The 19,045-nt window shown below is 74.3% G+C and carries 21 protein-coding genes and 1 pseudogene; 16 read left to right on the top strand and 6 right to left on the bottom strand.

The features are described 5' to 3' along the window. Nucleotides 1–48: 48 nt before the first annotated feature. From ACH4PY_RS00900 to ACH4PY_RS00845, 12 genes and pseudogenes are all read left to right on the top strand, one after another. Nucleotides 49–2,235, top strand: a pseudogene (locus tag ACH4PY_RS00900) (beta-ketoacyl synthase N-terminal-like domain-containing protein); the annotation flags it as partial. Between the two features lie 47 nt (nucleotides 2,236–2,282). Next, nucleotides 2,283–3,221: an AfsA-related hotdog domain-containing protein gene (locus ACH4PY_RS00895; RefSeq protein WP_398174207.1), complete on the top strand. Its 939-nt coding sequence runs from the start codon at nucleotides 2,283–2,285 to the stop codon at nucleotides 3,219–3,221. Nucleotides 3,222–3,232: 11 nt separating this feature from the next. After that, nucleotides 3,233–4,225, top strand: a complete 993-nt coding sequence (locus ACH4PY_RS00890) for an acyltransferase domain-containing protein (RefSeq protein ID WP_398174204.1) — start codon at nucleotides 3,233–3,235, stop codon at nucleotides 4,223–4,225. Between the two features lie 647 nt (nucleotides 4,226–4,872). Further along, nucleotides 4,873–5,226: a sortase-dependent protein gene (locus ACH4PY_RS00885; protein ID WP_398174201.1), complete on the top strand. Its 354-nt coding sequence runs from the start codon at nucleotides 4,873–4,875 to the stop codon at nucleotides 5,224–5,226. Beyond that, nucleotides 5,223–5,873: a class F sortase gene (locus ACH4PY_RS00880; RefSeq protein ID WP_398176004.1), complete on the top strand. Its 651-nt coding sequence runs from the start codon at nucleotides 5,223–5,225 to the stop codon at nucleotides 5,871–5,873. The genes ACH4PY_RS00885 and ACH4PY_RS00880 overlap by 4 nt, the downstream gene beginning before the upstream one ends. A gap of 31 nt (nucleotides 5,874–5,904) precedes the next feature. After that, nucleotides 5,905–6,411, top strand: a complete 507-nt coding sequence (locus tag ACH4PY_RS00875; protein ID WP_398174198.1) for an RNA polymerase sigma factor — start codon at nucleotides 5,905–5,907, stop codon at nucleotides 6,409–6,411. Beyond that, nucleotides 6,395–6,886 (top strand): hypothetical protein, encoded by a 492-nt coding sequence (locus ACH4PY_RS00870; RefSeq protein ID WP_398174195.1) that lies wholly within the window; start codon nucleotides 6,395–6,397, stop codon nucleotides 6,884–6,886. Before ACH4PY_RS00875 ends, ACH4PY_RS00870 begins: the two co-directional genes overlap by 17 nt. 223 nt (nucleotides 6,887–7,109) lie before the next feature. Beyond that, on the top strand, nucleotides 7,110–7,664 hold the full coding sequence (gene crcB, locus ACH4PY_RS00865) for a fluoride efflux transporter CrcB (protein ID WP_398174192.1): 555 nt from the start codon (nucleotides 7,110–7,112) through the stop codon (nucleotides 7,662–7,664). Then, nucleotides 7,661–8,035: a fluoride efflux transporter CrcB gene (crcB, locus tag ACH4PY_RS00860; protein ID WP_398174189.1), complete on the top strand. Its 375-nt coding sequence runs from the start codon at nucleotides 7,661–7,663 to the stop codon at nucleotides 8,033–8,035. Before crcB (ACH4PY_RS00865) ends, crcB (ACH4PY_RS00860) begins: the two co-directional genes overlap by 4 nt. Before the next feature lie 118 nt (nucleotides 8,036–8,153). Then, nucleotides 8,154–9,644 (top strand): FAD-dependent oxidoreductase, encoded by a 1,491-nt coding sequence (locus tag ACH4PY_RS00855; protein WP_398174186.1) that lies wholly within the window; start codon nucleotides 8,154–8,156, stop codon nucleotides 9,642–9,644. 36 nt (nucleotides 9,645–9,680) lie between these two features. Further along, on the top strand, nucleotides 9,681–10,307 hold the full coding sequence (locus ACH4PY_RS00850) for a sugar O-acetyltransferase (RefSeq protein ID WP_398174183.1): 627 nt from the start codon (nucleotides 9,681–9,683) through the stop codon (nucleotides 10,305–10,307). 124 nt (nucleotides 10,308–10,431) lie between these two features. Then, a complete protein-coding gene (locus ACH4PY_RS00845; RefSeq protein ID WP_398174180.1) occupies nucleotides 10,432–11,094 on the top strand; it encodes a class I SAM-dependent methyltransferase in 663 nt (220 codons plus the stop codon). On the opposite strand, the gene ACH4PY_RS00840 is transcribed toward ACH4PY_RS00845, so the two are convergent. Then, nucleotides 11,071–11,487: a hypothetical protein gene (locus ACH4PY_RS00840; protein ID WP_398174177.1), complete on the bottom strand. Its 417-nt coding sequence runs from the start codon at nucleotides 11,485–11,487 to the stop codon at nucleotides 11,071–11,073. The two genes, ACH4PY_RS00845 and ACH4PY_RS00840, sit on opposite strands and share 24 nt — an antisense overlap. A 154-nt stretch (nucleotides 11,488–11,641) precedes the next feature. On the opposite strand from ACH4PY_RS00840, the gene ACH4PY_RS00835 reads away from it, so the two are divergent. Beyond that, nucleotides 11,642–12,445 (top strand): hypothetical protein, encoded by an 804-nt coding sequence (locus tag ACH4PY_RS00835; protein ID WP_398174174.1) that lies wholly within the window; start codon nucleotides 11,642–11,644, stop codon nucleotides 12,443–12,445. Here ACH4PY_RS00835 and ACH4PY_RS00830 read toward each other — a convergent pair. Both ACH4PY_RS00830 and ACH4PY_RS00825 read right to left on the bottom strand, forming a co-directional pair. Next, nucleotides 12,423–13,058: an NUDIX domain-containing protein gene (locus ACH4PY_RS00830; RefSeq protein ID WP_398174171.1), complete on the bottom strand. Its 636-nt coding sequence runs from the start codon at nucleotides 13,056–13,058 to the stop codon at nucleotides 12,423–12,425. The two genes, ACH4PY_RS00835 and ACH4PY_RS00830, sit on opposite strands and share 23 nt — an antisense overlap. Then, complete coding sequence (locus ACH4PY_RS00825; RefSeq protein ID WP_398174168.1) at nucleotides 13,055–13,360, bottom strand: hypothetical protein; 306 nt, start codon at nucleotides 13,358–13,360, stop codon at nucleotides 13,055–13,057. Before ACH4PY_RS00825 ends, ACH4PY_RS00830 begins: the two co-directional genes overlap by 4 nt. Nucleotides 13,361–13,466: 106 nt before the next feature. Between ACH4PY_RS00825 and ACH4PY_RS00820 the strand changes: the two genes are divergently transcribed. The 3 genes from ACH4PY_RS00820 to ACH4PY_RS00810 all read left to right on the top strand — a co-directional run bounded on the left by ACH4PY_RS00820 (nucleotide 13,467) and on the right by ACH4PY_RS00810 (nucleotide 15,234). Next, complete coding sequence (locus ACH4PY_RS00820; protein WP_398174165.1) at nucleotides 13,467–14,294, top strand: Scr1 family TA system antitoxin-like transcriptional regulator; 828 nt, start codon at nucleotides 13,467–13,469, stop codon at nucleotides 14,292–14,294. Then, a complete protein-coding gene (locus tag ACH4PY_RS00815) occupies nucleotides 14,291–14,500 on the top strand; it encodes a DUF397 domain-containing protein (protein ID WP_398174162.1) in 210 nt (69 codons plus the stop codon). Before ACH4PY_RS00820 ends, ACH4PY_RS00815 begins: the two co-directional genes overlap by 4 nt. Before the next feature lie 74 nt (nucleotides 14,501–14,574). Then, nucleotides 14,575–15,234: a hypothetical protein gene (locus ACH4PY_RS00810; RefSeq protein ID WP_398174159.1), complete on the top strand. Its 660-nt coding sequence runs from the start codon at nucleotides 14,575–14,577 to the stop codon at nucleotides 15,232–15,234. 6 nt (nucleotides 15,235–15,240) lie between these two features. Here the strand turns inward: ACH4PY_RS00810 and ACH4PY_RS00805 are convergent, their stop codons facing one another. The 3 genes from ACH4PY_RS00805 to ACH4PY_RS00795 are packed head-to-tail and all read right to left on the bottom strand — an operon-like array spanning nucleotide 15,241 to nucleotide 19,042. Next, nucleotides 15,241–16,314, bottom strand: a complete 1,074-nt coding sequence (locus ACH4PY_RS00805) for a Rieske 2Fe-2S domain-containing protein (RefSeq protein ID WP_398174156.1) — start codon at nucleotides 16,312–16,314, stop codon at nucleotides 15,241–15,243. Beyond that, on the bottom strand, nucleotides 16,311–17,363 hold the full coding sequence (locus tag ACH4PY_RS00800; protein WP_398176002.1) for an MDR family NADP-dependent oxidoreductase: 1,053 nt from the start codon (nucleotides 17,361–17,363) through the stop codon (nucleotides 16,311–16,313). Before ACH4PY_RS00800 ends, ACH4PY_RS00805 begins: the two co-directional genes overlap by 4 nt. A gap of 41 nt (nucleotides 17,364–17,404) precedes the next feature. Continuing rightward, nucleotides 17,405–19,042: a phytoene desaturase family protein gene (locus ACH4PY_RS00795; RefSeq protein ID WP_398176000.1), complete on the bottom strand. Its 1,638-nt coding sequence runs from the start codon at nucleotides 19,040–19,042 to the stop codon at nucleotides 17,405–17,407. Nucleotides 19,043–19,045 lie beyond the last annotated feature (3 nt).

Raw genomic sequence — 19,045 nt, 5'->3', positions numbered from 1 at the left:
GCCCCGCGTCGATCCCGCCCTCTACCGCCGGGACTGGGCCTTCGCCCTGTGGCACATCCTGGTGTCGATGGGCGCCGCCTTCGTCCCGCAACTGCCCGTCCAGGACGAGACGTTCGAGCCGCTCGACTGGCCGGACGACTGGTTCGACGAGTGGTTCGACCCCTACCTCCCCTACGACTCCGGGTGGGGAGACCCGCGATGAGCGAGTACACCGAGGCCCGGCTCGTCAGGGCGCTGCGCGAATCGCTCAAGGAGATCGAGTGGCTGCGCGGCCAGGCCCGCGGTGTCGGTGACGGTGACGGTGACGACCGGATCGCGATCGTCGGCATCGGCTGCCGCTTCCCCGGCGCCGACTCGGCCGCCGGGCTGTGGGACGTCGTCGTGAACGGCCGCGACGCGATCTCCGGCTTCCCGGACGACCGCGGCTGGGACCTCGACGCCCTCTACCACCCCGACCCGGACCGCCCCGGCACGACGTACGTCCGCGCGGGCGGATTCCTGCCCGGGGCCGCGGACTTCGACGCGGCCTTCTTCGGCATCAGCCGCGCCGAGGCGGTCGCGATGGACCCGCAGCAGCGGCTGCTGCTCGAAGTCGCGTGGGAGGCCCTGGAGGACTCAGGCATCGACCCGCACAGCCTCGCGGGCACCGCGACCGGCGTCCTCGTCGGCCACATGGCCCAGGAGTACGGCCAGGACCTCGTCGAAGTCGGCACCGGCGGCTACCGGTTGACGGGCACGGCGGGCAGCCTGGTCTCCGGCCGGGTGGCGTACGCGCTCGGCCTCGAAGGCCCTGCCCTCACCCTCGACACGGCCTGCTCGTCCTCGCTCGTCGCCGTCCACCTGGCGTGCCGGTCGCTGCGCGCGGGCGAGACCGATCTCGTCCTCGCGGGCGGCGCCACCGTCATGGCCACCCCGCGCGGCTTCGTGGACATGGCCCGGCAGCACGGCCTGGCCGCCGACGGCCGCTGCAAGTCCTTCGCGGCCGCGGCGGACGGCACCGCGTGGGCGGAGGGCGTCGGCGTCCTCGTCCTGGAACGCCTCGCGGACGCCCGCCGCCACGGCCACCGCGTCCTCGCCCTCGTCCGCGGCAGCGCCGTCAACCAGGACGGCGCCTCCAACGGCCTCACCGCCCCCAACGGCCCTGCCCAGCAAAGGGTGATCCGCGCCGCCCTCGCCGACGCGGGCCTGGCGCCCGGGGACATCGACGTGGTCGAGGCGCACGGCACCGGCACCGCCCTCGGCGACCCCATCGAGGCGCAGGCGCTGCTCGCGACCTACGGGCAGGACCGGCCCGCCGACCGGCCGCTCGTGCTCGGCTCGGTCAAGTCCAACATCGGCCACACGCAGGCCGCCGCGGGTGTCGCGGGCGTCGTCAAGACGGTCGCCGCGCTGCGGTACGGCGTCGTGCCCGCCACCTTGCACGTGGACGCCCCCAGCCCGCACGTCGACTGGACGGCCGGCGCGGTACGTCTCGCGTCCGGCGCGCAGGGCTGGCCGGTCACGGGCCGCCCGCGCCGCGCGGCGGTCTCGGCCTTCGGCATCTCCGGCACCAACGCCCACGTCATCCTCGAACAGGCCCCGCCCGCACCGGAGACGACGCGCCAGGCGCCGCCCGCCGTGCCGTGGGTGCTCTCGGCGAAGACCCCACAGGCCCTCGCCGCGCACGCCCGGCGGCTGCTCGCCGCCCTCGACGGCGCCGACGCCGACCCGGTGGACGTCGGCTTCACCCTCCTGCACCGCGCCCGCTTCACCCACCGGGCCGTCGTCCTCGGCACCGACGCCACCGAACTCCTCGCCTCCTTGCGCACGTTGGCCGCCTCGCCCGAACCCGGCACGGTCGTCGGCGGCACCCCCCTGCGCGAGCAGGCCGAACGCTTCGCCGCGGGCGGCACCGTCGACTGGGCCCCGCTCTTCGCCGGTACGGGCGCCCGCCGGATCACCCTGCCCCCGTACCCCTTCGCCCGGCAGCGCCACTGGCCCGCGCCCACCACGGCCCGGTCGCAGCCCACTTCGCCGCCCCCGCCCCCGCCCCGGCCCGGCGACAGCGTCGAGACGCTACGGGCCGCGCTCGGCGACGTCCTCGGCGAGCACAACACCCTCGGCCTCGACGACGACATCACCGCCCACGGGCTCACCTCCCTCTCCGCGGTGGAGCTGCGCGGCCGCCTCCAGGCCCTGACCGACGCGCGGATCAGCCTGGGCGACATCTTCGACCACCCGACCATCCGCACCCTGGCCCGCTTCCTCGACGCGCACTGAGCGCCCCGCTCCCGGAGGTTCCGATGCCCCACGACCCCGCCGCCGCCCTGAGCTTCGACACCTTCGTCCCGCCCGCGACCGTCAACCGCCGCTCCCCGATCGAGGTGTTCGTCACCGACCACACCCAAGTCGGGCCGGAGGAGTACGCGATCGCCGTACGCGTCGCACCCGGCCACCCGCTGTGGTCGGACCAGGCCGCGCCCTGGCACGACCCCGTCGCGATCATCGAGGCCTTCCGCCAGGCCTTCGTCGTCGTCCGGCACGGCTACCTCGACGTCCTGCGCGGCACCCCCTCCGCCGTCCAGCACCTCACCCTGGACGTACCGGAGTTGGCATTCTTCCGCGCCGACGGCGGCACCCCCCTCCAGGGCGTCGTGACCGTACGCGTCACGCCCCGCGACTCCGCCTACGACATCGCGGGCACCTTCGCCGTCGCCGGCGCCCCCGTCATGACGCTCTCCTTCGACAGCGTCCTCTTCCCCCGCGAGTCCTACCGCGAGATCCGCGCCTACCAGCGCACCCGCCGCTTCGCCGACGCCTCCGGCGTACCCGCCGCCCCCGACGCCAAGCCCTTCCCGCCCGAGGCGGTCGGCCGCCGCGACCCCGCCAACGTCGTCATCGCCCCCGCGTCCCCCGACCGCCCCGGCCGCTTCCCCCTGCTCGTCGACCGCACCCACCCCTCCTTCTTCGACCGCGACTACGACCACATCCCCGCGTCGCTGCTCATCGAGGGCATGCGCCAAGCGGCCCTGCACACCGCCGCCGAAGCGGGCCTGCGCGACGGCGAGGCCGTACTCACCGGCGCCGAACTCGACTTCGGCATCTTCGTCGAGATCGACGTCCCCGCCGAATGTGTGGTCTCCGTGACCGGCGAACCCGGCGCGATCACCGCCGCCGTCGGCATCGACCAGGGCGGCGTCCGCGTCGCGAGCGGCACACTCCAGCTCACACAGCCCCGTTGAGACGGCGAACCATGTCACCCACCCCGCACGAGGCCGTGCTCCTTTTCCCCGGCCAGGGCGCGCAACAACCCCGCATGGGCGCCGACCTGTACGGCGCCGAGCCCGTCTTCACCGCCGCCATGGACACGTTCTTCGCCGCCGCCGGCGAGGACGGCCCCGCGCTGCGCGCCGACTGGCTCGCCGAGCAGCCCGGCCCCGACTTCGACGACTGCCGCCGCGCACAACCCCTGCTCTTCGCCGTCGGAGCCGCACTCGGCACGGCCGTCCTCGCCCGCGGCCTGCGCCCCACCGTCCTCGTCGGCCACAGCGTCGGCGAACTCGCCGCCGCCGCCGTCGCCGGGGTCTTCAGCATCACCGACGGCGGCCGCGTCATGGCCGCCCGCACCGCCGCGATGGCCACGACGGAACCCGGCGGCATGCTCGCCGTCGCCGCCGGGGAGGACCGCATCCGTGACGTCCTCGGCGCCGACCTCGCCGCCCAGGGCATCGCGATCGCCGCGATCAACAGCCCCTACCAGACGGTGCTCTCCGGAGCCACCGCCGAACTCCGCCTCGCCGAGAAGGCGCTCACCACCGCCGTGGTGGCCTGCCGCCCCGTCCGCGCCCGCCAGCCCTTCCACAGCCCCCTGTGCGAGGACGCCGCCCAGCACTTCGCGGCCCAGCTCGCCACCCTGCGCCTGTCCGCGCCCCGCATCCCCATCCGCTCCACCTCCACCACCCGCGAGGTGACCCCCGCGCAAGCGGCGACCCCCTCCTTCTGGGCCGCCCAGATGGCCCGCCCCGTCCTCTTCTGGCCCGCCCTCGCCCCCCTCCTCACCCCCACCCCACCCCGCGTCTTCCTCGAAGCAGGCCCCCGAGGCAGCTGCGCCGCCCCCCTCCGCCTCGCCCCCACCATCCAATCCGGCCCCCACACCGTCCTCCCCCTCCTCCCCCCCACCCCCCACCACCCCGCACCCCCCACCTTCGAATCCACCCTCTCCACCGCCCTCACGCTGTGCACGTGAGCTTTACGTATGCGCAAGGGGGTGCCCCCGCGCGCCCGTGGGTGGTTGCCACTTGCGGTGGCAGTTCGCCTTTGCGCCGGTGGGGGGCTGAGCGCGCAGTTCCCCGCGCCCCTGAAAAACGGGTGCTGCCCCACGCACGGGCGCCCGGCGCCGTGGAAAAACGGGTGCTGTCTCACGCACCGGCGCCCAGCGCCGTGGAAAACGGGTGCCCGCACCCCTCCCACATCACCCCCACTGGCGGGCAGCCGCTGAACCGGGCTGGAGGGGGACGGTGCGGGGTGCCCCCGCAGGAATGCGCTGGGAGGGGCTCAGCTCCTACGTAGGAGGGTGAAGGCGCATTCCGAGGAGGTGCCCCGTGGCGGCCCCCGACCCAGCGACGGCGGCGCCGCGACAGGGGCGCGTGGGGGTACCTCCCAGGCGAAGTTCTGGGGGAGAGCGGCGCGAGCAACCACCCACCGGCAGAAGGTCGCGCGGCGAACCGCGAGAGGCACCCCGGGGCGCCCCCCGCCGACCCCAAAGCGAAGGACTTTGCCAGCTCTTTACAGCAGCCCCCCCACCCCCCACGTCTCTCCGTTCGCTTCCGGCCAGGAAGCAGCAGCCCGCCCCCCACCCCGGGGGTGCCGGGCCGAACCGACAGGAGACACCTCATGCGTGCACGGTCCGTCCTCGCCGCCCTCGGTTGCGCCGCGGCGCTCGCTCTCGCCGGGATGGGCACGGCTTCGGCCGACACCGGGGCGAAGCCCACCCCGCGGCCGTCGACCGGCACGGTCGCCCAGCCCACCGCGGCCCCGGCCCGGGTTCCCTCGCAGGCCCCGGGCGACGAGGGCCAGGTGGACGCCGTTCCGCGGGGCGCCGCGGACACCGGCGTGCCGCCCGTCGCCACCACCTCGTCCGCGCAGACGACCGCGACGACGACCGCGGAGATCGCCGGCGCCGCGCTGATCGCGTGCGCGGGCGCGGGCGCGTTCGTCGTCCGCCGCCGGTCCGCGGCCCGGGCCTGACCTTGTCCGCGGTACGGCCGGCAGCCGCCCTGCTGCTCGCGGCCCTGCTGCTCGCAGGCTGCGCCAACGGCACGGAGCCAGGCACGGAACCCGGCGCGAACCCCGCCGCGAACCCCACCGCGGCGGCCCGCCCGGCCGGAACCACGGCACCCCCCACGGCAGCCCCAAAAGCAGCGGCGCAGCTCCCCCGCTCCACCCCCACCCACCTCACGATCCCCTCCATCGGTGTGGACACGCCCCTCACCGGGCTCGGCCTCCAGGCCGACGGCACGGTCGAGGTGCCGCCCGTGGCGGCGCACGCGCCCGCCGGGTGGTACCGGGGTTCGCCCACCCCCGGGCAGCTCGGTCCCGCGGTGATCCTCGGGCACGTGACGGTGGGGGCGTTCGGCGACGGCGTGTTCCTGCGGCTCTCGGAGCTGAAGCCGGGCGCGCGGGTGACCGTGCGGCGGGCGGACGGCGCGAACGCCGTCTTCACCGTGTACGCGGTGCGCACGGTCGCCAAGGACCGTTTCCCCACCGGGGACGTCTACGGCGACACGGCCCGCCCGGAGCTGCGGCTGATAACGTGCGGCGGCCCGCGGACGGGGAGTGGATACCGCGACAACGTGGTCGTTTTCGCGTCCTTCGACGGAGCCGGCGCAGCGTGACCGCGCCGACCGTCCCTGACCCTGGAGCACGTTGACCCCGTCCAAGGACCGGGCAGCCGCCGAGCTGTTCGCCGATCTGTATCCGGGTCTCGCCGGGTGGTGCCGCCGTCTCGTCGACGACGACGGCACCGCCCACGAGATCGCGTCCGAGGCGTTCGCGCGCCTGTGGGCGCACTGGTCGTCGGTGACGGAGCCGCGCGGCTTCCTCTACGTGACCGCGGCCAATCTCGTCCGCGACCACTGGCGCAGACTGGAGCGCGAGCGCAAGGCCGTGCGGCGGGCGGGGACGGAGGCCGCGCTGGACGGGCAGCGGCGCGCGCAGGCGGGGGCGGATTCGGCCGTCCCGGTGCGGCTGCTCGTGCAGTCGCTGCCGGAGCGGCTGCGTACCGCCGTCCTGCTGTACTACTACGCCGACCTTCCGGTCCGGGAGATCGCCCTGCTGACGAAGCGCAAGGAAGGCACGATCCGGGCGGACCTGCACGCCGCCCGGGAGTATCTGCGCGCCGGACTGGGAGAACGCCTTGATCACACCCGTTGAGCCGTGGGAGGAGCCCTACGACGCCGAGCTGGCCGCGCTGCTGCGCGAGGGCCCGGCGGAACTGGCCCCGCCGCCCGGTGCCTTCCGCCGTATCCGGCGCCGTGCCGCGCGGCGCCGCTGGGCACGGGCCGCGGCGGCGGGCGGTGTGACGGCCGCGGTCATCGGCGCGGCCGCCACGCTCTGGCCCGCCCCGGACCAGGGCGCCCCCACTGTGCCGCTCGCCCCGCCCGCGGCCACCTCGACCTCGGCGCCGGGCCCGACGCCCACGCGCCCCGCCCGGACGACGCCCACCCCGCAGCCGGATCCCTCGCGCCCGCGCCCGACGGCGTCCCCGGCGCGCGACTCGTCCGGCGTCGGTGCCGTCTCCGACCAGACGCCGCAGAGCCACCGGGGCCTCACGGACCCGGACCCGGGCACCGCCCGCCGGATCACCCCGTCCACAGGCGGGTCCCCCGCGTCCCGGACCCGCCGCTGAGACCCGCGCCCGGCACGAGCCGCCGCAAGCCCGACCAGCCCCGGCAGGTGATCCCGCCCCCCGGCCCGGTAAACTGGCCGGGAGCGGCGGGCTTGTACGGCTGCCGCGCGGCGGTGGGGCTCGCCGTACCCGAACCGCGGCACGTACGCCGCCAACAGTCCCTACTTGTGACGACGCGCGCCCGCACGCCCGGGCGCCGCACGAGTAGGAGACGTGATCCGCGATGACCGCCCCCCGCGAGCAGACCACCGCGCACGAGCCCGGACCGGACCCCCGCCCCGCGCCGGAATCCCTCCCCGTACCCGAGTCCGTGCCCGGACCGGCGGGGGAGCCGCGGAGCCCGGACACCCCCGTGCCCCCGCGCCCACCGGGCAGAGGCAGCGGTCAGGCGTCCGTCGTCGCCGTCGTCGCCGCGGGCGGTGCGATCGGCGCCTCGGCCCGCTACGGGGCGGGGCTGCTGTGGCCCACGGCCGCCGGTGACTTCCCGTGGACGACGCTGACGGTCAACGCCGTCGGCTGCGCCGTCATCGGCGTGTTCATGGTGCTGATCACCGAGGTGTGGACGGCCCACCGCCTCGTACGCCCTTTCTTCGGCACGGGTGTGCTCGGCGGTTTCACGACCTTCTCCACCTACGCCGTGGACGTCCAGCAGCTCGTCCAGCACGGCCAGGCCCGTACCGCGCTGGCATACATGGTCTCGACGCTGTTCGCCGCGCTCTTCACGGTGTGGCTGGCGGCCGCGGCGACCCGCGGGCTCATGGCGAGGAGGACGCGGTGAACTGGCTGCTCGTGGTGGCGGGCGCGGTGGTGGGTGCCCCGCTGCGCTATCTGACCGACCGTGCCGTGCAGGCCCGGCACGACACCGTCTTCCCGTGGGGCACCTTCGCCGTCAACGTCTTCGGCTGCCTCGTCCTGGGCGTGCTGACCGGCGCGGTGAGCTACGGCGCCGCGTCGCATTCCGTGCAGCTGCTCGTCGGTACGGGACTGTGCGGGGCGCTCACCACGTATTCGACGTTCTCCTACGAGACGCTGCGGCTCACGCACGACGGCGCCCGCTTCCTGGCCGCCGCCAACGCGGTGGCCAGCGTCGCCGCGGGCCTCGGCGCGGCCTTCATGGGCGCCGCCCTGGCCCAGGCCCTCTGGGCGTAACACCACCCCCCTGGGCGCCCCGCCGCGCCCCCGTGCGCCCTGCCGCTCACGCTCGGTGCGCGGGACGATACGGCGAGGCGCCGGAGCGAGCCGTCGCCGTAGCAGAGGAGACCCGCGGGTGGCGGCAGACGAAGCAGCGGCGGACGAAGCGACGGCGGACGAAGCAGCGGCGGACGAAGCGACGGCGGACGCAGCAGAGGCGCAGGATGCGACAGCAGCGACCGGGCCCGCCCCGCAGCCCACCGCGGACGACGACCACGCCGTGGTCGTGGGCGCCGGGCTGTCCGGGCTGCTCACCGCCCGCGCCCTCGCGCGCGGCTTCGCCCGCGTCACGCTCGTCGAACGGGACGAACTGCCCGCCGACGAACCCGCGTTCCGGGCCGGCGTCCCGCAGTCGCGGCACGTCCACGTCCTGTGGAACGGCGGGCTGACCGAGCTGGACGCGCTGCTCCCCGGTGTCGTCGCCGAACTGGAGGCGGCGGGCGGGGAGATGGTGCACGCGCCCGAGGAGACCCGCTGGCTGTCGTCCGCCGACTGGTTCACGGGCGTGCGCGGCGCCCGCTATCTGTCCGTCTCCCGCGAGGTGCTGGAGTCGGTCGTACGGCGCCGCGTCCTGGCGGACGGCGCGGTCACCGTCCTGGACCGCCACGAGGCCACGGGCCTGGTCGCCGGGCCCGACGGGCGGACGGCCGCGGGGGTGACGCTGCGCGAACGAGGCCCCGGAGGGCGGCAGTTCGCGCTGACCGCCGGGCTCGTCGTCGTCGCCACCGGCCGCGGCGCGCGCGTCGCGGAGTGGCTGACCCCGCTCGGCTGCCCGGCGCCCCCGACCGACCGGATCGACGCGCACCTCGGCTACGCCTCCCGCTATTACCGTCGCCCGGCGTCCCCCGGGGCGGTCCGCGACTGGAAGGCCATGTACGTGCAGGGCAACGAGGAGGTGCCGCGCAGCGGCGTCATCGTGCCCATCGACGGCGACCGCTGGCTCGTCACCCTCATCGGGCAGGGCGAGCACCGGCCGCCCGTCGAGGAGGAGGCCTGGCTCGACTTCGCCGCCTCGCTGCGCTCCCCGGAGCTGGCCGAGGCCCTCACGCACGCCGAGCCGCTGTCCGCCCCGGTCGCCTTCCGCGCGACGGCCAACGAGTGGACGCGCTTCGAGCGTTCGGCCGACCTCCCGGCCAATCTCCTGGTGGTCGGCGACGCGCTGTGCCGCTTCAACCCGGTCTACGGCCACGGCATGTCGGTGGCCGCGCTTCAGGCCCGGGTGGTCGCGGAGTACGCCGAGGGCGCGGGCGGCGCCGCGTTCGCCGCCCGTACCCGGGAGGTGCAGCGGTCGGTGGCGCGCTGCGTGCGCGGGGCGTGGTCGATCGCGACGGGCGAGGACTGCCGCTACCCGGACACCGACGGCCCGGCCCCCGGCCCGCTCGGGCGGCTCCAGAACGCTTACATGGCACGGGTGGTGGCCGCCTCCAACACCGATCCGCTGGTGGCGTCCGCGTTCTTCGGCGTCCTCGCGCTCGACCGCCGCCCCGAGTCGCTGCTCGCCCCGCGGGTGGCCGTACGGGCGGCCGGCCGTCCCCGCCGGGCCCCGCGTCCCGCGCCTTCCCCGTAGGCTCCTCGGCAGGACCCGAGGGAGGAGCGGTACGCCATGACGCAAGCCCGTGCAGAGGACGTCCTGGCCAAGATCGCGAAGGGGCTCGTCTACACCGAGTCGGAGGCGTCCTTCCAGGCGAACCGGCGCCGCGCGGACGAGATCTTCGCCTACAACCACACCCCGCCCTCCGACGAGGCGCGCCGCCGCGAACTGCTCACCGCGATCCTCGGCTCGGTCGGCGAACGTACGGTGCTGCTCGCGCCCTTCCACGCGGCCTTCGGCAGCAACGTGCACATAGGCGACGACTTCTTCGGCAACGTGAACCTCACGTGCGTGGACGACGTCGAGATCCGCATCGGCAACGACGTCATGATCGCCCCGAGCGTGACCCTGACGACGACCGGCCACCCCGTGCACCCCGCCCGCCGGGCGGACTTCGGCCGCTTCTCCGAGCCCATCGTGATCGAGGACAAGGTGTGGATCGGCAGCAACGCCGTCGTCCTGCCGGGCGTCCGCATCGGCTACGGCTCGGTCATCGGCGCGGGCAGCGTCGTCAGCCGCGACATCCCGCCGATGACCGTCGCGGTCGGCACCCCCTGCCGGGTGCTGCGCGAGATCACCGACGCCGACCTCACGACCCGCAGCGCGGAATCGGTCAACGGCGCCCCGGCCGCCGGGTGACGGTCCCGCGCCGTCTCGTCGGCGGTGGCCGCGGGGCCCCGGTGGACATCGGCATCGCCCGGTGGAACTTCCCGTCCACCGACCGGTGGACCCCGGGCCGCCCCCGCCCGCCGATAATGGGCGCATGAGCGTGCGATACGACGACGTGACCGGCCCGCTGCGGGAGGCGTACGACGCGCGCGCGGCCTGGCGCGACGGGCTCACCAAGGAACCGTGGAAACTGGCCGAGCGGCAGGCGTTCCGGGACCGGCTCGCGCCGGGCGCCCGCGTGCTGGAGATCGGCGCGGGGTCCGGGCAGGACAGCGCCTGGTTCCGGGACGAGGGCTTCGCCGTCCTCGCCGCCGACCTCTCGCCCGCCATGGTCGGCCTCTGCCGGGCCAAGGGCGTCGAGGCCCGCGTCACCGACCTGCTGCACCTGGACGTCCCGGCCGCCTCGTTCGACGCGGTCTACACGATGAACTGCCTGCTGCACGTCCCCAACCGCGACCTGCCCGCCGCCCTCGCCGGCATCCGGGACGCGCTGCGCCCCGGCGGCCTGTTCTTCCTCGGCGTCTACGGCGGCGCCCAGGGCGCCGAGGGCCCGCTCGACGGTGACGAGCACGTGCCGCCGCGCTTCTTCTCCCTCCGCACGGACGGCCAGTTGCTCGGCTTCGCCACCGCGGGCTTCGAGGTCGTGGACTTCCGCCCCCGCGACGTCGGCGGCAACCGCCGCTTCCAGGCCCTGACGCTGCGCCGCCCGGAGACGGATCAGCGGTCCGGCGGCTCAGACGTCGGCGGCGACTTCTGATCCCGCGCCGAGGACGCCCTGCCGCCACATGACGCCCAGCAGCGCGGCCATCAGCAGCGCGACGACGGCCATCTCCACCCGCATCCACCCCGGGAAGGTCCCCGGCAGCGAGGCCTCCACCACGTTGGCGACCAGCAGCACCCCGGCGACGACCCCGAGGGCCCGCACCGCCCGCACGCTCCCCGCCCGCGCCGACCGCAGCCGCAGCAGGAGCAGGAACGCCAGCACGGTGACGATCACCGCGTGCCCCCACGCCTCCTGCGTCGCCTGCCCGGGCGCGGCCGCGGCGAGGATCCCCAGCGCCACGAGCGTCCCGACCATCCCCGCGGCGTAGACCGCGACCAGCACACCGACGGCGTTCAGCCGACGCGATACGTCCGTATTGGCCCCCATGACGCCCAATGTAGGGACCCGCGCGTGCCCGTCAACCCGGACGGCCCAGGTCTTGACCCGGCGGATACCGTTCCGCTTCCGGCGGGGGCGGACGGTTCTGCGCATCCGCCAGCGCGAACGGCTCGCGGAATGGTGTGATGCCCTCATGGCCGGGATGAGCATCACCGTAAGTCTGCCCGCGAGCGCCGCCGACGACGTGGAGGAGGCCGTGGCGCGGGCAATGGCGCCCTTCGAGATCGACTGCACCACCGGCGACGACCGGGACATCTGGGACTCCTGGTACATCAGCGGCGGCACCGTCCACGGCGGCGGCTTCAACGTCCTCCCCGGCCACGAAGAGGACCCCCGGCTGATCCACGAGATACCCGGCCGCTGGTGGCGGCCCGGCGCCGAACCCACCCCCAACGAACCCGGCTGGTGCGCGGGCGGCCCCCGCGGCCTCCTCGACTTCTCCGCGTCCCGCGAGGAGGCGGAGAAACTGGCCGAGGCGGCATGGCAGCAGTGGCAGACCCTGGCCCGCGAACTCCCCGAGCCCCAGCCGCTCGAAGCCTTCCGCATCCGCCGCCGCACCGAGCCCGGCTACTCCCGCGAACAGGCCGCCGCCGACTACCACGCCCAGCCCCTCCTGCGGACCTTCGAGGAATACCTGGAGACGCTCCCCACCGAGCGCTACCGGTGGGACTTCCTCCGCACCAGCGACCCGGTCGCCGACATCGGACCTCTGCCCCTGGAGAAATTCCTCGCCCGCGCCCTCTCCGACGCCCTGAACACCCGCAACGTCCTCACCCTCGACGGCTGGTGGCACGAGGACGGCGCCCCCGGCATCCACGGCCCGTGCCCCACCCCCACCACCTGCCCCCACACCCCCACCGTCCCGCCGGGCCAGGCCCACGCCGACGCCTACCTGCTGAACCTGCCCGCCGACGCCCTGCTGGTCAACGTCCACTGTCACGTCTGAGCGCGGTCACGAGCGGCAGCTCGTCACCCCGCTCCACGGCGTCCACGGCCGCACGGACGAGGCACGCCTCCCGCGGCGAGACGTAGTAGTCCAGGACGTCGAGGGGTACGAGCACGGCTCCGCCGCCCGGCACGGCGAGAGCCGCGGCCTCCTCCGCGGTCAGCGCCGCGGCGGCGCACACGACGTGGCACTCCCCGCCGTCGATCTCGCCCAGGGCGACCGCGTGCGTGAGCGTACGGGCGAGGCCCGCCGCCCGCAGCAGCTCCCGTGCCGCGGTGTCGGCGATCCGCCCGCCGGGCGGCACGAAGCCGCCGGGCAGCCGCCACCCCTGCGCCCCGGTCGCCGCCCCCGCCACCGGGACGAGGACCACGCCGGGCCCGTCGTCCCCCTGCACCAGCACGCGCGCGATGAGCCGCAGCCCGCCGCCGCGCTGCGGCCGCAGCGGCTCCCCCCACAGCGCGAACTGCTCGACGAGCCAGCGCGTGCTGACCTCCCAGTCGTCCGCGAGACGGCTCATCGACCGCCCCTCGCGGTACGCCGTGAGGACCATCCCCTTCTTCCGGACCACCTCGTCCCGCCGCTCCCTGATCTCCGCGGCCGTCAGTCGCGTCATTGCGGTTCTCCTCCCGCCGTCTGGCGTACGTCCCTGCTCCGTGCGTTGGCGCGCAGCACCGCGATCCGCAGGGCCTGCCGCGCCCGGATCCCCTCGGCGTCCCGCCGCTGCTCCTCGCTCGCGGGGACGACCCCGCCGGGCCGCACGGTCCACTCCCTGCCGCCCAGCAGGGGCCGCAGGTACCAGAACCCGTACGTCTCGCCGCGGAATTCGCAGAGCTTGCCGTCGCCGTCCGCCATCAGCGCGCCGACCTGGGGAATCTCGGGCTTCTCCGCCTGGCCGGCGGGGGTGCACTCGGGCATGGCCGTTCCTCTCCGTAGTGCTGCCACTACCAAGCGGCTTCAGGCTGACCTACAGTGAGCCTGTCTTCAACTTGCGCTTTTTGAGCGGGGAATTGAGGAGGCTCAGGTGAACCGGAAAGAGCTGGAACCGGCGAAGTCGCCGGGGGCGGCGTTCGGCGATCGTTTGCGCAGGCTGCGTGAAGAAAACGGCTGGACTCAGGACGAGCTCGCAGATCGCATGGGCTACTCGGGCACGCATGTATCTGCGGTGGAAACTGATCGCCGATCCCCAACTCTTCGGTTTGCGAGGAGTGCTGACAAGGCGCTCGGCTCGGGGAAGTTGCTGGAGCACCAATGCGAGGCCGTGCACAACACGGCGATCCTGGAAGGCTTTCCCGAGTATGTGCAGCGCGAGATGTGCGCGGCGGAGATCAGGCTCTTCGAGCTGGGACTCGTACCGGGTCTGCTCCAGACCCAGGAATACGCCGCTGCCATCAACGCCGGCGCGGTCCGGCGCGGGGCCATCACCGAGAGGCAGGCGGACGAGCGCATGGCGTTGCTCGCGGAGCGCCAGGCCGCGGTGCGACGCACGCCGCCGCCACTGATCTTCGCGATCCTCGACGAGAGCTGCCTCTTGCGCCCGGTAGGCGGCCCCAAGGTCCTGGCCCGGCAGTTCGATCAGCTCGTCGACTTCGCGGAGCAGCCCTCCACCGTTTTCCAGGTGGCCCCCTTCGCCCTCGCCGAACGCCGTTCCTTCGACCTGCCGGTCACCGTCCTCACGCTTGCCGACAGGTCCCAGGTCGCCTACACGGAGTCGGCCGAGCGCGGCCACCTGGTGCGGGAAAGCACGTTCGTGCTGCCCACGGTGACCGCCTACCATCAGCTTCAGGCCGAGGCGCTGTCCCAGGCGGCTTCCGTAGCCATGATCGAACTGCTCCGAAAGGACACCTCGTGACGACCGACACCCTCCACTGGTTCACGTCCTCCCACAGCAGCAACGGCGGCCAGTGCGTCGAGGTCGCCACGAACACCGCACGCTCCACCGGCATCGTCGCCGTCCGCGACTCGAAGGATCCGTCCGGCCCGGCCCTGAGCGTCCCGGCGGACGCGTTCGCCGCCTTCGTCGAGGGTGTCAAGCGCGGCGAGTTCGGCACCGTCTGAGGCCGCGTGCCCGACCCCCGCCGGAGGCGGCCCCGTACAGTGGCCGGACGGGTGACTGGCTGGGGAGGACCGACGTGGCGACCGAGCAAGCGGTCAAGGGTGACAGGGCGACCATTTCGCGGGGGATGCCCGTCGGAGTCAGTTCCGTGCTGTGGGCCGTGGCCGTGCCCGTCGTCGCTGTCGTGTTCGCGCTGGGCGGGCTGTATCTCACGGTGTGGTTCGCCGTGGTCGGGCTGCTGCTCACCGGGACGGTGGCGGGGGTCTGTGCGGGGGCGGGGTGGAATCGCGCGGGGGCGGGGACGTTCGTGTTCATCGGGGTCTTCGCGCTGGGGCTGTTCGCGGGGCCCGTCGCGCACGACACGTACCTCAAGCAGTACGGGACGAAGGCCGACGCCGTCGTGGTCGACACCGCGAAGGAGCACGACGGGCACGGGCGGGACGTGTGCCGGGTCCTGGACACCGCCGGGAAGGTCCGGGACCTGGGGAACACCGAGAACTGCTACGCGCAGTTCACCCGCGGCCAGCACGTCGTGCTGTTCAAGGACCCGATCGGCAACCTCAAGCCGTGGATCGAGGCCACCGACACCCGTGACCTCGACACCACGGGCCTGGCGACCACCGCCGGGCTCTTCGTGGCCACCGGCGCGCTGATGCTGTACGCCGGGCTGCGGCGCCGCACCGACGCGGAGGTGGCGGCGAAGAAGCAGCGCCGCCGGACCCCCGCCGCCGCCTGACGGGAGCTACGCCGTCACCTCGCTCTCGGCGGGAACGGGCGCGGGTGCGGGGACGGCTGCCGTGTCCGGGGGGTAGAACTGGCGGGTCCAGCGGCGGAAGGGGCCGATCGGGCCGTCTCCCTGGGCGAGGCGCGGCGGGGAGACGTAGCGCTTGGAGTCCCAGATCGGGAAGTCCTCGGCGACGAAGGCCGCGTTCGTGCGGATCGCGGGGCCGCGCAGCACCCGGGCCGCGGTGCGGCTGACCCAGCGGGCGAGGGGTGCGGGCAGCCGGGCGGGTTCGGCGGCGGCGATGCGGATGGTCTGGCGGAGCTGGAAGCGGCTGGGCGCGATCATCGTGGGGGCGATCATGGCGCAGGTGCGCAGGCCCAGCCGGGGCATCCGGGTGCACACGTGCAGGCGGCTGAGGCCGCACGCCTCGACGTCCACCTCCAGGGTGACCTCGCCGAAGAGCGGGACGCGTTCGCGGGTGCGCAGGGTGAGGCGGAAGGTGCGGTCGTCGAAGACGACGGGGACGGCCTGTTCGGAGGCGCTCCACCGGTGCAGTGCGGTGAAGTGGCCGAAGTCCACCGCGTTCTCGATGGCGTCCTGGGCGTGGCCGGGCATCTCCCAGGTGTCGCAGTGCGAGGGGAGGTCGCCGAGCATGTGCCAGTCGGGGAGGTCCCAGAAGGGGGGCCGGCCGTCGTGGTGCCGCCAGACGAAGACGGTGTCGTTGACCTCGCGTACGGGGTAGTGCGTGACGGTGGCCGCGGGCGGCGGGGTGCCGTACGAGGTGCGCACGCAGGTGCCGTCGGGGCCGAACGCGAAGCGGTGGAAGGGGCAGACCAGGTCGTCGCCCTCGACGGTGCCGCGGCCCAGGTGCGCGCCCAGGTGCGGGCAGTGCGGGCGGACGGCCCGCAGGCGTCCGTCGCGCAGCCGGTAGAGGACGACGTCCTCGCCCTGGAGCGGCCGGGTCAGGACGGTGCCGGGGGTCAGTTCGGCGCTGAAGGCGACGCCGAACCAGCCGTCGGGGTACGGGAGTTGCGGTGCCAGCGAGGAGGCGGGGGAAGGGCCCTGGGTGAAGTGCCCGGAGACGGGGGTCACAGTTCCACCAGGACCTTCCCGCGGGAGGCGGCCCGGTCGGCGTACAGGCTGCGGTAGGCGGCGGGGATCGCGTCGAAGCCGCGGTGCACGGTCTGCCGGTAGGCGATCTCGCCGCGGCGGATCGCGCCGCCCAACTCGGCGTGCAAGGCGGTCCAGTTGTCGGGGGTGAACCATTCGGGCGCGAAGATGCCGCGGACGGTGGCGCGCGGGAACATGATCTGGTTGAGCAGCCGCGGGCCCGTCCACTCCTGGCCGACCTGGCTGGACCACTGCCAGCTCACGGCCACCTGGGCGCCGACGTTGAGCATGCCGAAGACGGTGTCGGTGAAGTCCCCGCCGAGGTTGTCGAAGTACTTGTCGACGCCGTCGGGCGCGGCCTGCGCGAGGGCGGCGGCGAGCGCTTGCGGGTCGTCGCCGTGCCGGTAGCCGAGCACCTCGTCGAAGCCGAGCCCGGCGAGGTACGCGGCCTTCTCCGGGGTGCCGGTCGAGCCGACGACGCGGGCCCCGGCGCGTTTGGCCAACTGGCCGACGAGCGAGCCGACCTGGCCGGAGGCGCCGCTGACGACGACGGTGTCGCCGGGGCGGACGTCGAAGAACTTGGTCATCGTGCCCCACGCGGTCATGCCGGAGCCGCCGAGCACGCCGAGCGCGGCGGACAGCGGCAGCGCCTCGTCGTAGTCGGCGGGGTCGAGGCGGCGGAAGTCGGGGAAGACCATCGGGAAGGTGCCGCCCCACTGCCAGGCGGCGCCGTCGCTCACCAGGTGGGTGCGCCAGCCGCCGAAGCCCTGCACCAGCTCGCCGGGGGCGAAGCGGGCGCGCGGGCCGGCCGCGACGACCTCCATGACGGAGTCGGCGCCCATGTGGTCGCCGATCGGGGTGTCCAGCGCGATGCCGTGCAGGTAGGGGTCGACGGAGACGTAGCGGGTGCGCAGCAGCATCTCGTCGTCGGCGAGGCGGACGTCGACCTGCTCCGTCACCTTGCGGTACACGCGGTCCACGTCCGGCACGCCCTCGACGTGCTCGGCGACGATCCACTTGTCGACCGTCACGGTCCGGACGGCCTGCCCGGGGTCCACGGCGGGGGCGGTGCTCACAGGGTGACTCCTTCGAGGATGTGGGTGGGCGGCGGCGCGCTGCCGTCGACCTCGGCGCGGAAGGTTCTGCCGTCGTCGCGGCAGACGTAGTGCAGGACGTGCCGTCCGGCGGCGGCCGCGCGGATGAGCCCGCCGGTGGTGGCCCAGACGCCGGAGAGGTAGAAGTTCGCCAGGCCCGGCAGGCCCGGCCCGTGCCGGCGGACCTGCGCCTCGACGGCGTCGCCGCTGGGCAGGAAGGGCTGCCAGCCCAGCACCGTGCCGTCGTAGTTGCCGGTGTAGCGGACCTGGGTGAGGGGGGTGGAGACGTCCTTGACGGCGACGGTCTCCCCGATCCCGGGGTAGTGCGCCTCCAGCACCTCCAGGACCGTGTCCCGCGCCCGCCGCTTGGCCTGCTGGTAGGCGCGGCCGCGGCCGACCGCGAGAGTGTGCGTCTCGACCCCGCGGCGCACCCGGCTCGCCTGCTCGGGGCCGGTGCTCAGCTCCCGCCAGGGCGCGATGTCGCAGAAGTAGCTGGCGTAGACGACCGCGGTGCCGGGCGGCGACAGCTCGGGGTAGTGGCGGCTGCGGAACTGCACGTTGATGCTCGGGTGCCGGATGCCGGTCAGCCGCGCGGCCTGCTCCTCGCCGAGCAGGTACGTGGTGCAGGGGTCGCCGTCGGGGAACGGGCGGCGCAGGCCCAGGAAGACGGTGACGTAGCCGGGGAAGATCATGCCGGGCTCGTCGATCGTGCGGGTGTACAGGCGCCGGTAACCCTCGTCCAGGTAGCGGCCCTTGAGCAGGTCCAGCAGCGCGGTGCGGCCGTCGCACGCGGCGACGACGATGTCCGCGTAGCGCTCGCTGCCGTCGCTGAGCCGCACGCCCACGGCCCGGTCGTCCTCCACCAGGATCTCGGTGACCTTGGCGTTGTACTCGATCGTGCCGCCCAGCCCGAGGTAGCGCCGTTCGACGGAGCGGGCCAGGCCCAGCGAGCCGCCCTCCGGCACCCCGGCGGAGCCGTTGGCGTGGCTGGCGAGCTGGAACCAGAAGGGCAGCAGCGGGAAGCTCGGGTGCTTCTCGTAGAGGATGTGGTTGAACGCGTCGCGCAGCAGCGGGGAGCGGAAGCGGTCGGCGAAGTCCGTCATGGGCGTGCCCATCGCGCGCCGCATCACGTTGACGTACGGCAGGAAGCCCGCGAGCATGCGCAGCCGGTCGGCGCGGTCCATGAGCGGCACGGGCGTCAGGAACGGGTACTTGACCAGGGCGGTGCGGAAGGCCCGCACCCCTGCGCAGAAGCGCTTGATCAGGCGGGCGTCCTGCGGGGAGATCTCCAGCAGGTGGGCCTGGAGGCGGTCGGGGTCGGAGTAGAAGCGCACCGCGCGCCCGTCGCGCGCCCGCACGGTGTTGAAGGTCTCGAAGGTGCGCATCGACTTGCCCTGGAGCGCGCCGAGTTCGAGCCAGATGCGATGCATCTCGTTGCCGGGCCCGGAGCCGAGCAGCCAGCTCGCGGTGGGGTCGAAGGTGAAGGCGCCGCGGTCCCAGGCGGTGCAGCAGCCGCCGGGGATCTCGTGCATCTCCAGGATCGTGCTGCGGTAGCCGTTCATCTGGGCGTAGCAGCCGGTGGACAGGCCGCCGAGGCCGCCGCCGACCACGATCATCGT

The sequence above is a fragment of the Streptomyces sp. NPDC021224 genome, assembly GCF_044332905.1.
Classification (GTDB): Bacteria; Actinomycetota; Actinomycetes; order Streptomycetales; family Streptomycetaceae; genus Actinacidiphila.
The sequence above is the reverse complement of the archived record's forward strand: the minus strand, read 5'-3'. Positions and strand labels throughout refer to the sequence as shown.

Coding starts and splice junctions, on each gene's coding strand:
- ACH4PY_RS00845 (WP_398174180.1), top strand. CDS start 10,432: ATGAGCGTGCGATACGACGACGTGACCGGCCCGCTGCGGGAGGCGTAC.
- crcB (WP_398174192.1), top strand. CDS start 7,110: ATGACCGCCCCCCGCGAGCAGACCACCGCGCACGAGCCCGGACCGGAC.
- ACH4PY_RS00795 (WP_398176000.1), bottom strand. CDS start 19,042: ATGATCGTGGTCGGCGGCGGCCTCGGCGGCCTGTCCACCGGCTGCTAC.
- ACH4PY_RS00830 (WP_398174171.1), bottom strand. CDS start 13,058: ATGACGCGACTGACGGCCGCGGAGATCAGGGAGCGGCGGGACGAGGTG.
- ACH4PY_RS00895 (WP_398174207.1), top strand. CDS start 2,283: ATGCCCCACGACCCCGCCGCCGCCCTGAGCTTCGACACCTTCGTCCCG.
- ACH4PY_RS00840 (WP_398174177.1), bottom strand. CDS start 11,487: ATGGGGGCCAATACGGACGTATCGCGTCGGCTGAACGCCGTCGGTGTG.
- ACH4PY_RS00885 (WP_398174201.1), top strand. CDS start 4,873: ATGCGTGCACGGTCCGTCCTCGCCGCCCTCGGTTGCGCCGCGGCGCTC.
- ACH4PY_RS00835 (WP_398174174.1), top strand. CDS start 11,642: ATGAGCATCACCGTAAGTCTGCCCGCGAGCGCCGCCGACGACGTGGAG.
- ACH4PY_RS00850 (WP_398174183.1), top strand. CDS start 9,681: ATGACGCAAGCCCGTGCAGAGGACGTCCTGGCCAAGATCGCGAAGGGG.
- ACH4PY_RS00890 (WP_398174204.1), top strand. CDS start 3,233: ATGTCACCCACCCCGCACGAGGCCGTGCTCCTTTTCCCCGGCCAGGGC.
- ACH4PY_RS00825 (WP_398174168.1), bottom strand. CDS start 13,360: ATGCCCGAGTGCACCCCCGCCGGCCAGGCGGAGAAGCCCGAGATTCCC.